This window comes from Actinocrispum sp. NPDC049592, assembly GCF_040675465.1.
GTDB lineage: Bacteria > Actinomycetota > Actinomycetes > Mycobacteriales > Pseudonocardiaceae > Kibdelosporangium.
The window spans coordinates 113,514-126,118 of sequence record NZ_JBFAPA010000020.1 but is presented as its reverse complement, the minus strand read 5'-3'; the positions used below and the strand labels follow the sequence as shown (position 1 = coordinate 126,118).

7 protein-coding genes and 2 tRNA genes are annotated in these 12,605 nt (G+C 68.3%); 1 reads left to right on the top strand and 8 read right to left on the bottom strand.

The features are described 5' to 3' along the window. Positions 1–654: 654 nt before the first annotated feature. The 3 genes from AB0J95_RS39495 to AB0J95_RS39485 all read right to left on the bottom strand — a co-directional run bounded on the left by AB0J95_RS39495 (position 655) and on the right by AB0J95_RS39485 (position 1,703). Positions 655–727, bottom strand: a tRNA-Glu gene (locus AB0J95_RS39495). A gap of 62 nt (positions 728–789) precedes the next feature. Beyond that, positions 790–861 (bottom strand) — tRNA-Gln (locus AB0J95_RS39490). Between the two features lie 77 nt (positions 862–938). After that, positions 939–1,703: an HAD family hydrolase gene (locus tag AB0J95_RS39485; protein WP_364769938.1), complete on the bottom strand. Its 765-nt coding sequence runs from the start codon at positions 1,701–1,703 to the stop codon at positions 939–941. Between the two features lie 387 nt (positions 1,704–2,090). On the opposite strand from AB0J95_RS39485, the gene AB0J95_RS39480 reads away from it, so the two are divergent. Next, positions 2,091–3,317, top strand: coding sequence for an FAD-dependent oxidoreductase (locus AB0J95_RS39480; RefSeq protein WP_364769936.1), 1,227 nt, complete (start codon positions 2,091–2,093; stop codon positions 3,315–3,317). A gap of 72 nt (positions 3,318–3,389) precedes the next feature. Here the strand turns inward: AB0J95_RS39480 and AB0J95_RS39475 are convergent, their stop codons facing one another. From AB0J95_RS39475 to serA, 5 genes are all read right to left on the bottom strand, one after another. Beyond that, entirely contained in the window at positions 3,390–4,160 is a 771-nt protein-coding gene (locus tag AB0J95_RS39475; RefSeq protein ID WP_364769934.1) for a fumarylacetoacetate hydrolase family protein, read from the bottom strand. A 79-nt stretch (positions 4,161–4,239) separates the two neighbouring features. Next, positions 4,240–5,871, bottom strand: a complete 1,632-nt coding sequence (cimA, locus tag AB0J95_RS39470) for a citramalate synthase (RefSeq protein ID WP_364769932.1) — start codon at positions 5,869–5,871, stop codon at positions 4,240–4,242. Between the two features lie 258 nt (positions 5,872–6,129). After that, positions 6,130–7,173, bottom strand: a complete 1,044-nt coding sequence (locus AB0J95_RS39465; protein WP_364769930.1) for a 3-isopropylmalate dehydrogenase — start codon at positions 7,171–7,173, stop codon at positions 6,130–6,132. A gap of 126 nt (positions 7,174–7,299) precedes the next feature. After that, positions 7,300–10,536, bottom strand: a complete 3,237-nt coding sequence (locus AB0J95_RS39460; protein ID WP_364770202.1) for a S8 family serine peptidase — start codon at positions 10,534–10,536, stop codon at positions 7,300–7,302. A 301-nt stretch (positions 10,537–10,837) separates the two neighbouring features. Then, positions 10,838–12,433: a phosphoglycerate dehydrogenase gene (gene serA / locus AB0J95_RS39455; RefSeq protein WP_364769928.1), complete on the bottom strand. Its 1,596-nt coding sequence runs from the start codon at positions 12,431–12,433 to the stop codon at positions 10,838–10,840. Positions 12,434–12,605 lie beyond the last annotated feature (172 nt).

Sequence of the window (12,605 nt, the reverse complement as noted above, 5' to 3'; positions counted from 1 at the left end):
CGACGCATACCCCGACAGATCGCCGAGTCGCAGTACATGCCGCACTGACGGCCAAGCGCCGACGCCAACCGGGATCAACGGCCAAGCGGCGACGCTCACCGGAACTGACGGCCGACAGGCAGCACCCGCCAGAACTGACGGCAGACCACCGGTGCTACCCGGACTGAAGGCCAAGCGGCGACGCTCCCAGAACAGACGCCCAAGTGCCGATGCCGCCCCACAACAGACAGCCGAGCAGCGGTGCTTACCAAGACCGACGGCCGCGTGCCAGCGCTCGCCAAAACAGACGCCAACTGCCGGCGCCTCCCGGAACTGACCGGTGTCCATGCTCGCTAGCACCAACGGCGGAGTGAAGGCACCTACCGGAACTGATGGCCGGGAGGCAGTACTAGCGACGAGAACGCTCCTACCAGGACCACCCGACGGCAAGCACCGACCAGCCAGAGCCTCGTACCGCCAACTTTGCCTTTAACCAACACTTAAGGGCGCAATCAGCAGCCGCAGCGAACCCCTTTGTTTCCAAAAGAAAACCCCAGCGGAAAGCAAGGCGGCGCAGCCGCACGTGGGGGGTATGGGGGGCTCGGCCCCCCAAAATAATGCGAAGCGGACCCTGGGGAAGGTGCGAAGCACCGACCAGAGTCCGCCAATTCCGCGTAGCCCCGACGGGATTTGAACCCGCGCTACCGCCTTGAGAGGGCGGCGTCCTAGGCCGCTAGACGACGGGGCCAAGAACTTTGTTTTCAGTTTTTCGTTGAGGGAATCCTAGCACATGCGCTTTGGACTCTCTCGCTGGGGTACCAGGACTCGAACCTAGACTAACTGAACCAGAATCAGTCGTGCTGCCAATTACACCATACCCCACTGGCGTCACTGACTCAGGTCTGTACCGCCAACGAGAGAGATAGTAGACCATGTGGCCACGTGGTTAAAAACCGGGGTCACCGTCGGGGGGCCGGTACCCCCGCGTACTCCCAGACCAGCAGTTCAGGCAGGTCGTCGAGGTCGGTGATGGTGTGCACGCGCGCGGGTGGGGCCACGTGGAAGGCCGGGTCGCGGTTGAGCCAGATGGCGTGGAGACCTGCGTCACGTGCTCCCACGGCGTCGAGGTCGAGGCGGTCGCCGATGTGCACGGCTTGGTGTGGCTGGACCTGAAGTCGCTGGCAGGCGGCGTGGAAGATGCGCGGATCGGGTTTGGCCACACCGACTTCGCCCGCGATGACGACCACGTCGAAGTAGCGGGTGAGGCCCATGGCGGCGATCTTGGTGTGTTGCTGGGGGCCCGAGGCGTTGGTCACAGCGGCGACTTTGAGGCCGGCCGCGCGCAGCCAGTCGAGGCAGCGCAGCGCGTCGGGGAACAGCCGCCAGCTGTGGCACATCTGGGCCAGCCGCCTGGCCTCCAGGACGGCCACCGTACCGTCGTCCAACTGGATCCCCAGCTGTTCGGCGAAAAATGCCTTGGTGCGGTGCTCACGCATCGTCTGCGGATCCAGTTCACCGGCAACGGCGCGGGCGACGAACTCGTCGGTGACCCGCTGCCATGCGGGCCACATGTCGTCCCGGCCGATCAGCGCGAATAATGCGGCTCTTGCGGATCTGGTGAAATCGACCAAGGTGTCGTCGACGTCCAGGCAGACGGCCTTGATTTCCGGTGGATTCGCCACGGATCCGGGAAGATCCGACCGCAACGTCAGCGCTGATGCCATCCAAGGACGATAGGCGCGTTCCCCTGGTTTCCGATTCGGCTAACGAGGTGATTGTTGGGTCACTGACACGGTTAAGCCGTTGATCGTCGAATGACGGTCAAACTGCCTGTATCGCGTCGGTGGCCCTCAAGCGTTACGGGCTCGCCTCACGCGGGTGAGGGTGTGCTCGCAGCCGGGCTGCTCATCGACTTCTCCAGCACTGGTGCGAACGCTTTGCGTGGCCGGTGTCCGGTGCGCACAGTCCGGAATGGACTCAAGTCACGCGGCGGCGGACTCGTGTTCATGGCACCGATGAGGCTGACCGGGTGACAGAGCCTTGACGGGGCACTCCTGGGAGAGGACTCTAGAGTTATTCAACAGGCGTTGAACTTGGAGGAGGGTTCGATCATGCAGCGCACAACGTGCGTCGTTGCCGGGGGCGGGCCAGCCGGGATGGTTCTGGGGTTGTTGCTGGCCAGGGCCGGCGTCGAGGTGACGGTGCTGGAGAAGCACGGCGACTTCCTGCGCGACTTCCGCGGTGACACGGTGCACGCGTCCACCGTCCGGCTGATCGACGAACTGGGGCTGGGCAAGCAGTTCCGCGACCTGCCGCAGAGCAAACTGCAGCAGGTCGGCGTTCCCGGGCCGAACGGCCTGATGGTGCTGGGCGACGTGAGCCGGCTTCGCGCGCCGTACAACTACATCGCGATGGTCCCGCAGTGGGATTTCCTTGACCTGCTGGCGGATGCGGGCAAACAGGAGCCCGCGTACACGTTGCGGATGAACACCGAGGTCACCGGCGTGATCCGGGACGGCGGCAAAGTCGTCGGCGTCACCTATGAGGACCCGGACGGGGAAGGCTCGCTGTACTCGGACCTCGTGGTCGCGTGCGACGGGCGTTCGTCCTTGCTACGCCGGGAAGCGGGCCTGCGCCCGGAGGAGTTCCCGGTGCCGCTGGACGCGTGGTGGTTCCGGGTGCCGCGGCACGAGACCGAGGAGGCCGAGACCGGCGGCCTGCGGCTGAACTTCAACGCGGGCGAGCTGTTGCTGCAGATCAACCGCGGCGAGTTCTGGCAGTGTGCTTACCTGGCCAGGAAAGGCTTCGACGCGGAGCTGCGCGCCGAGGGCCTGGAGCGGTTCCGGGAGCGGATCATCCGGATCAACCCGGAGCTGGCCGACCGGATGACCACCCTGACGACGATGGACGACGTCAAGGTGCTCGACGTGAAGCTGGACCGGTTGCACCAGTGGCACACCGACGGCCTGCTGTGCATCGGGGACGCGGCCCACGCGATGTCACCCATCGGTGGCGTGGGGATCAACCTCGCGGTGCAGGACGCGGTGGCGGCGGCGACTTTGCTGGCCAAGCCGTTGCTGGAGCGCCGGGTGACGCCGGCCGATCTGGACAAGGTGCGCAGGCGCCGGTGGCTGCCGATGGTGATAACCCAGGGCCTGCAACGGTTCCTGCACAGCAAGGTGTTCAAGCCGGTGCTGTCCGGCGAACGGGTCAGCTACCCCACCGCGCCGCTGTTGCTGACCAGGCTCTTCCCGCCGCTGCGGGCGGTTCCGGCGTACATCGTCGCGATCGGGTTCCGGCCCGAGCACGCCCCCACTTTCGCCCGCCGTCCACAGTAGAACCCCAGCTCAGCCCTCGTGAGTGTGTCCGGCCGTGAGAACGACCGAAAACACTCACGAGGCTTGGCGTGGCTATCTGGCGGCGACGGGGTTGGTGAGGGTGCCGATTCCCTCGACGGTCACCGACACGGACTGGCCCGCGGTCATCGGGCCGACGCCCGCGGGGGTTCCGGTGAGGATGACGTCGCCGGGGAGCAGCGTCATCACGCGGGTGACCCACTCGATGATCTTGGGGACGTCGTGCAGCAGCAGGGAGGTCCGCGAGTCCTGTTTGACCTCGCCGTCCAGCTCGGTGCGGATCGCGAGGTCCTCGGCCTTCAGCTGGGTCTCCACCCACGGGCCGAGCGGGCAGAACGTGTCGTGGCTCTTGCCACGCGTCCACTGGCCGTCGGCCTTCTGCTGGTCGCGGGCGGTCACGTCGTTGCCGACGGTGTAGCCGAAGATCACCGACGCGGCCTTCTCGGCCGGAACGTCCTTGCAGGGCTGGCCGATCACCACGGCCAGCTCGCCCTCGAAGTCCACTCTGGACGAGTCGGCGGGCAGCTTGATCGGGGCGTTCGGGCCGATCACGGACGTCGACGGCTTGATGAAGATCACCGGGTCGGCCGGTGGCTCGCCACCCATCTCACGGGCGTGGTCGGCGTAGTTCTTACCGATGCACACCACCTTGGTGGGCAGCACCGGCGCCAGCAGCCGGACATCCGCCAGTGGCCAGCGCCGCCCCGAGAAGCTCGGCTTCACGAACGGCTGCTCGGCGATCTCCAGCGCGACTTCCTGACCGTCCGCCTCACCCAGCGCGGCGTAGGCGAACCCCTCAGAGTGAGCAATACGAGCAATACGCACACCCCAACCCTAGGACACCCGCCCGGCCACGCGCACTGTGCTGTGCGCTGGGCCCGGAACCCGGGCCCAGCACGGCGGTCTAGGCGACGGGGAGGCCGAGGCGCATGGCTTTGTGGACGAGGGCGTCGCAGAGGGCGAGCCAGCTGGCCTCGACGATGTTGCCGTGCACGCCGACGGTGGTCCATTCGCGGCTGCCGTCGGTGGACTGGACGAGAACCCGTGTGACCGCGTCGGTTCCGGGGTGGTCCATCAGGATGCGGACCTTGTAGTCGGCCAGTTCGACCTCGTCCAACCAGGACAGGTGGGGCAGCAGGGCCTTGCGCAGCGCCGCGTCCAGGGCGTGGACCGGGCCGTTGCCCTCCGCGGTGGCGATGACGCGTTCGCCCGCTACGTGCACTTTGACCGTGGCCTCGGCCACCACCGTGCCCTCGACGTGGTGGTCGATGATCACCCGGTAGGACTCCAGCACGAACGGGGGTGCGTCCACAACGGACTGTTCGGCCGAGGCGACTTCGCTGCGCAGCAGGAGTTCCAGCGAGGCGTCCGCGGCCTCGAACGACCAGCCGCGCGCCTCGAGGTCCTTCACCTTGCGCACCGCGCTGCTCAACGCCTCCGGCTGAGCGGCCAGGTCAACCCCGAGCTCACGTCCCTTGAGCTCCAGGCTGGCCCGGCCGGCCATCTCGGTGACCAGCACCCGCATGTCGTTGCCGACGACGACCGGATCGATGTGGTTGTACAGCTCCGGGTCGACCTTGATCGCGCTCGCGTGCAGCCCCGCCTTGTGGGCGAATGCCGACGACCCAACGTAGGCCTGGTGGGTGTTGGGTGCGATGTTGGCGATCTCGGCAAGGGCATGGGAGACCCGGGTGAGCTCGGCGGTCTTCCCGGTGGGGAGGACCTCCATGCCGAGCTTGGTCACCAGGTTCCCGACAACGGCGAACAGGTCGGCGTTGCCGGCCCGCTCGCCGTAACCGTTGGCGGTGCACTGCACATGGCTGGCGCCCGCCTGGACCGCCGCGACGGAGTTCGCGACGGCGCACGAAGTGTCGTCCTGGCAGTGGATCCCGACCCGCAGGCCGGTCCTGCGCACCACCTCGCCGACGGTCTCGGCCAGCTGCAACGGCAACTGGCCACCATTGGTGTCGCACAGCACGACGACATCCGCGCCGCCCTCCCCCGCCGCGGTGAGCACCCGCAGCGCGGTGTCCGGGTCGAACGCGAAGCCGTCGAAGAAGTGCTCGGCGTCGACGAAAACGCGGCGCCCCTCACCGGTCAGGAACTCGACCGTGTCCCGGACCATGGCGCACGCCTCGTCCACATCGGTGCGCAGCGCCAGCTCGATGTGCCGCCGGTCGGACTTGGCGACCAGCGTGACCACCGGCGCCTGGGAGTCCAGCAACGCCCGCACCTGCGGGTCGTCCGCCGCGACCAGACCGGCCTTGCGGGTGGCCCCGAACGCGACCAGCGCCGCGTGCCTGAGCTCCAGCTCCCCCTTGGCCGCCAGGTCGAAGAACTCGGTGTCCTTCGGCAGCGCGCCCGGCCAGCCCCCCTCGATGAACCCCACGCCCAGGTCGTCCAGATGCCGGGCGACCGCGAGCTTGTCGGCGACGGAGTACGTGATGCCCTCGCGCTGGGCCCCGTCGCGCAACGTCGTGTCGTACACGTGGAAGTCGTCGCCGAGCGGGGTGCCGGCCGGGGTCGTGCGGGTCACGGGGTTCTCCTGGTGGTGGGGTGAGCGAAACCGGAAAAACAAAAAACCTCCCGCAGGATGCGAGAGGTCGGCGCGCCGGGTTCGAGGACTTCGAACTACCCAGCGCGCTGGTCGATAATGATCACGGCATACGCGGTCACGTTCGGCATCCTGCCACAGCCCCACCCGCCGTACCAACACCCGGTCGGGTGTTCCCACGCCTTGAGAAACGCAGAAGGCCGCCCCCACGAAGGGGACGGCCTTTGCAGCGAAGCGGAACTACGCGGTGGTGCGCGAGGTGTTCGACGACACCAGGGCGGCCAGGCGGTCGCCGATGGCGTAGGTGCCGCCGGGTGAGGAGTGGTCGCGGGTCGCGAGGTCGAACGCCACGGAGGCCTCGATCCGGCGCGCGGCCTCACGCTCGCCGAGGTGGTCGAGCAGCAGCGCCACCGACAGCACGGCGGCGGTCGGGTCGGCGATGCCCTGGCCCGCGATGTCCGGCGCGCTGCCGTGCACCGGCTCGAACATGCTGGGGTTGCGGCGGGTGATGTCCAGGTTCCCGCTCGCGGCCAGGCCGATGCCACCGGTCACCGCGGCCGCGAGGTCCGTGAGGATGTCACCGAACAGGTTGTCCGTGACGATCACGTCGAACCGGCTGGGGTCGGTCACCATGTGGATGGTGGTGGCGTCCACGTGCTGGTACGCGACGGTCACGTCGGGGTGCTGCAGGGAGACCTCTTCGACCACGCGCGACCACAGCGAACCCGCGTGGGTCAGCACGTTCGTCTTGTGCACGAGGGTCAGGTGCTTGCGCGGACGGGCCGACGCACGCGCGAACGCGTCCCGGACCACGCGCTCCACGCCGAACGACGTGTTCACGCTGACCTCGGTCGCGATCTCGTGCGGGGTGTCCTTGCGCAGCAGGCCGCCGTTGCCGGCGTACAGACCTTCGGTGCCCTCACGCACGACGACCATGTCGATGTCGCCGGGGTCGGCCAGCGGGCTGCGCACGCCCGGGTAGAGCCGCGCCGGGCGCAGGTTGACGTGGTGGTCGAGCTCGAACCGCAGCCGCAGCAGCAGCCCGCGCTCCAGGATCCCGCTGGGAACGGAAGGATCACCGACCGCGCCGAGCAGGATGGCGTCGTGGTCCCTGAGCTCGCCCAGCACCGACTCGGGCAGCAACTCCCCGGTCGCGTGCCACCGGGCGGCGCCGAGGTCATAGCGCGTGATCTCAGCGGAAGGCACGACCTCGTTGAGGACCTTGAGGGCCTCAGCGATCACTTCCGGCCCGATCCCGTCACCGGGGATCACCGCGAGCCGCATGAACACACCTCCGTGGATACAGGCCCTGACATCGGGCCACACAGTTCAGGGAAGGCTACCCGCACCCACCCGATCATCCGTACCTCGACCACACTTGCGGGGTCCCCCGTTCGGTGTACGGACATCTCAAGGACCGGGAATCCGCACCACTGAGGCACGATTGCCAGTGGCATTGTGGTGATTCAACACCAATATCCCAGCGGGTTCGTCGGCGGCCAGTGACTTCCGGTCTCGCCTGATGGACAGGGCGGTGCCGGGCCTGGCGCTGAAGACGAGGGCGTCCTCGCCGTTGCCGGTGGCGCGCAGGCCGGGCTTGAGCGGGTCGAACGACACCGGGCCGACGCTGTCGACCAGGCCGCTGTCGTCGCCGGGCGCGGTGTAGAACCCGGCCATCCCCACGGAGTACGTGATCCGCGCGGAGGGCTTGGTCACGTCCACGCCGATGGCCTTGAGCGGCACCGGCAGCACGGCGACGTTCGTGTCGAACACGTTGGTGTCGATGTCACCGAGCAGGCCGTTGAGCGGGGTGCGCGACACCGTGGGGTTGCCCGGCTTGGCCAGGTCCACTGTGTTCACCACCCACACGTCGGTCCCGGTGAGCTTGGTCACCAGCGACTCGAAGTCTGCCGTCCCGTCGCCGTTGGTGTCCATGTCCACGTAGGGAATCAGGTTGCTGCCCAGGTTGTACCAGTTGCCCCAGGTGGCGATGCCGAACGCGATGAGCGCCTTGTCCGGCGTGCCGTGTTCGATCGCGTATGGGGCGGTGGACGCCACTCCAACGTACCGAAGATCGCCACCCTTGGCGGAATCGTTGACAGTGCAACCTTTTGTCAGGTTCCGGCGGCACGCGGGCAGCTGCGGGGAGACCGACTGCAGCTCGAGCACGCTGATCAGCGAGCGGTACGCCTGCGTACCCTCGCCCTGGTCGATTCCCTTGCCACGCAACGGCAACAGGCCCTCGTCGCGGCTGTCGAACTTGACGTTGTCCTCGGTGCTGATCCGCGCGACGGGTTTCGGCGCCGCGTACACCGGCAGCCGCAGCGCGCTGCCGGTGCTCGGGGTCAGCACGAGCCGCCCGGACGCGTCCGCGACGAACTGCCGCGCCAGGTCGTTCTGGATGGGCGCGACGGTCGGGTCGATGGTCTTGCGCAGCGCGGCCGGGTCGTCGATGCGCAGCGTCACCGAGACCGGGACGGCACTGCGCGGGCCGACCCGGACCGGCCCGCGGGTGACCTCGAAGCGAACACCTGGCATCTTCGTGATGTCCTGGTAGGAAACGGCGAACTCCGCCGTGCGCGAACCCTTGTTCACGACCTTGACCGTGCGGGTGAGCGAGGTGCGCGAGGCGGCCTCGACCGTGCCGAACGAGACCCCGACCGCGCCGGGCAGGTCCATCGACATCGCCAGCACCTGATTGTCCACTGCGGACTGCGCATCCACCCGGCCGGCACCGACCCGCTGGGGCGCGAGCTCGATACCGTTCGGTCCAGTGTGGACATCACCGTCGGCGGTGTTCATGATATCCGCTTTGACCTCTTCGACCGTCCAGTCCGGATGCGCCTGCCGGACCAGCGCGGCAATCCCGGTGACGTGCGGCGCGGCCATCGAGGTACCGCTGATCACGAGCACCTGGTTGCCACTGCCCCGCAACGCCGACGAGATCGTGTCGCCGGGCGCGGCCACATCCGGCTTCACCGCAGGGCCTCGCACGCCTCGTGAGGTGAACACGCTTGGGGTGTCGGCGATCTCCGGCGAGAAGGTCTTCAGGCTGGCGCGCTTCGCCCCCGCCAGCCGGACTTGGAGCGTGCCGGCCGACAACGCGGTCAGCAGCGGTTTCGTTGCGGTGGCGGTGAACTGGAACATCGGCAGGCTGTCGATGCCCGCGATGCCCGCGGCGAACTGGTCGGTGCCGGACGGCAGCAACGCACCCGCCGCACCGGCCTGTTTCGCGTTGTTCGCCCGGATCGCCGACCCGCACCGCCGGGTGGCGTCCTCGTCGTCCCAGTCCAGCCAGACGAACTTGCCCGCCACGGCGGCCTTGTCCTGGTCGGCGAACTTCCGGCAACCGTCCTTGTTGGACGAGTCGGACATCGGCACGACCGGCTTGGTCAGGTCCAGCTTGTCGTAACCGGTGAACGCCTGGCTGTACTGGCCACCCACCGAACCGGCCACGTCCGCCGGGGCCGTCACGTCGGCCGCGTCCCGCAGGACGAACGGGTCGCGAGTGCTGGCAACGGTGAGCGCCTCCGGGGTGGACCCGGGCGCGCCGCCGATGTCGTAGACGTCGCCGCCGTTCCCGCCGGAGATCACCGGGAGAACGTTGTTGCGGGCCAGTTTCCGGACGAACACGCTGTCCGGGTCGTCCGGTGCGCCGAAGTCGCTGCCCAGCGACATGTTCACCACGTCGAGGCGGTCGGCGTAGTCGCCGTTGCCGTCCGGGTCGAGGGTCCAGTCCATCGCCTGCGGGGTCAGCGCGGTGGAACCCATGCAGCCGAACACCTTGATCGCGTACAGCGAGGCCCTGGGCGCGGTTCCCGGGCCGATCCGCATGTCCATCAAGGACTGTGCGGTGAGTTTGGTGTAGTCGCCCTGGAACGCGGTCCCGTCGGCGTTGACTCCGTAGCCTGCGGCGGTTCCGGCGACGTGCGTGCCGTGTTCCCCGCAGGCCAACGGGTTCGGGTCGGGTGTGGGTGTCTTCGGACCCAGGGAGCCGGACGAGTCGTAGTTGTCGCCGGACAGGTCCGTTCCGCCGATCACCTTGGCGGTCGGGAAGAACGATGGGTCCACTTTGGTCCGGTCGATGGCGTCGTATGCCTGTGCCGTGCCCGGGCCGCCGAAGTCCGCGTGCGTGTAGTCGATGCCGTCGTCGATCACGCCGATCCGGATGTGGTCGCCGAGCTTCCCGGTCTGCTGCCAGGCGTTGAGGGTCTTGGTGACCTGTACGGCGCTGGCGTTGGTCCTGGTCTTGGGCACGATCGGGCTGACCGACAGGACCTCCGGCCGGGCAGCGAGATCACGGATCGCGGCCGCGTCACCGACAACAGCCATGCCCGCGACGGCATTCGCGGTGCGGTAGAGCATGCGGGCGCTGTCGTCGCGGGCGCGCAGGGCGCCGCTCAGCCGTTCGGCGAGGGCGTCGATCTCCTGGACCGTGGACTTCGCGGCTTGCGCGCTGCGGGCCTCGTTGTACGCGTCGATCCCGGCGCGGTGGTCGAACTCGACGAACGCGGTGACCGGGCCATGTCCGGCGACCCGCGGTGACACCTTGTCGGCCGTCGACGGGGGAAGTTCCAGCGTGGTGGGCACGCTTCGGGCGAGCGGGTAGGTCGTCGGCGCGCTGATCGCCGTTCCCGCGCTGGCCATGCTCGCGACCAGGGCGAACCCCAGCACCGCGGCGACCGGACGCCGTCTGGATCCCACTGCCCCGCCTCACTCTCCGCGTCCAATCGACACCGGAAAGCAACATATCGGCGAAACGGGTGAGCCGCCTAGCCCAAACGGGGGTACATACCCGATCTAGTGCGCATGTCCCACGTTCACCGCCCCCGTGTCCCACATTCACCGACCCTGAAATCCCCACTCAGCGGAGATTTCGGGGTCGGTGAATGTGGGACACGGGGGCGACGAGTGTGGGACACGGGGGTTCGCGGTGGGCCGGGTTGCTTTAGAAGTCGACCGAGCGGACGTGGTGGGCGCCGACGCTCAGGCCGATCGAGTCGAGCACCGACTTGTCCACCTGGCGGTCGACGCGCAGCAGCATGTAGGCCTCGTTGCCGGTGGTCGACTGGGAGATCTGCGCCGCCTCGACGTTGATCCCGGCCTCGCCCAGCAGCGTTCCGACGGTGCCCATCACGCCCGGGCGCTCCGGGTACTCCAGCACCAGCAGGCTGCCCTCGGCGCGCAGGTCGAAGCTGCGGCCGTTGATGCCGACCAGCTTCTCCACCCGGGAGACGCTGGACACCGTGCCCGACACGTCCAGGCTCTCGCCGTCGGCGTAGACCGCGCGCAACGTGACCAGGCTGCGGTGCGCGGCGCTCTCCGGCTCCTTGACCAGGGCGACCTCGACACCCAGCTCCTGGGCCAGCCGAGGCGCGTTCACGAACGTCACCTGCGACTCGACCAGGCCGTGGAACGCGCCGCGCAGCGCGGCCAGCTGCAGGATCGAGACGTCCTCATTGGACAGTTCGCCGCGCACCTCGACGGTGACCGAGACCGGGGTGCCGTTGCCCAGCGCGGAAAGCACGAGGCCGAGCTTCTGGGTGAGCGGCAGCCACGGCTGGACGACCTCGCCGACCACGCCACCGTCCACGTTCACCCCATCGGGTACGAAATCGCCGCGCAGCGCGAGCAGCACCGACTTGGCGACGTCCGTCCCGGCGCGGTCCTGCGCCTCGGCGGTCGAAGCACCCAGGTGCGGGGTGACGACCACGTTCGGCAGGCCGAACAGCGGGCTCTCGGTGGTGGGCTCGGTGACGAACACGTCGATGCCCGCGCCGCCGACCTGGCCGCTCTTGATCGCGTCGGCCAGCGCGGCCTCGTCGATCAGGCCACCGCGGGCGGCGTTGATGATGATGACGCCCTTCTTGGTGCGCGCCAGCCGCTCGGCGTTGATCAGGCCCTTGGTCTCCGGCGTCTTGGGCAGGTGCACCGAGATGATGTCGGCGCGGGCCAGCAGCTCGTCCAGCTCGACCAGCTCGATGCCCAGCTGGGCGGCGTGCACGGCGGACACGTACGGGTCGTAGGCGATGATGTCGGTGCCGAACGCCTGCAGCCGCGCGGCGAACAGCTGGCCGATCTTGCCAAGGCCCACCACACCAACGGTCTTGCCGTTGATCTCGACGCCCGAGTAGGAACTGCGCTTCCACTCACCGCCCTGCAGGCTCTGGTTGGCCGCGGGCACCCGGCGCGCGACGGCCAGCAGCAACGCCACCGCGTGCTCGGCCGCCGACACGATGTTCGACGTGGGCGCGTTGACCACGAGCACACCGCGTTCGGTCGCGGCCGGCACCTCGACGTTGTCCAGGCCGACACCCGCACGGGCGACGACCTTGAGCCGGGCGGTGGCCTGCAGGACCTCGGCGTTCACCTGGGTCGCCGACCGGACCAGCAGCGCGTCGGCGTTCGCGACCTCGGACAGCAGCGCGGACCGGTCCGTCCCGTCCACGTGGCGGACCTCGACCTCCTCGCCGAACACGTCGAGCACGGACGGTGCGAGTTTCTCCGCGATCAGGACGACGGGTCGACCGGTTGTTGCAGTCACGGCAACGGCTCCAAGTTCGCTACAGGAAGGCCAGGACGGTCAGCGGTCACTTCTTCGTGCCCGGACGTTTCGAGAGTGTAAAGCCTGTGGCCACGCCCTCGTGAGCGATTCAGTCACAGCTTGAACTGCGAGATGGAACACGCCTCCCAGATGCCGGGACCCGTGATGACCT

Excerpts from the sequence above, each read along its gene's own strand:
- AB0J95_RS39485 (WP_364769938.1), bottom strand. The coding sequence starts at position 1,703 with ATGGCATCAGCGCTGACGTTGCGGTCGGATCTTCCCGGATCCGTGGCG.
- AB0J95_RS39480 (WP_364769936.1), top strand. The coding sequence starts at position 2,091 with ATGCAGCGCACAACGTGCGTCGTTGCCGGGGGCGGGCCAGCCGGGATG.
- AB0J95_RS39465 (WP_364769930.1), bottom strand. The coding sequence starts at position 7,173 with ATGCGGCTCGCGGTGATCCCCGGTGACGGGATCGGGCCGGAAGTGATC.
- AB0J95_RS39460 (WP_364770202.1), bottom strand. The coding sequence starts at position 10,536 with ATGGCCAGCGCGGGAACGGCGATCAGCGCGCCGACGACCTACCCGCTC.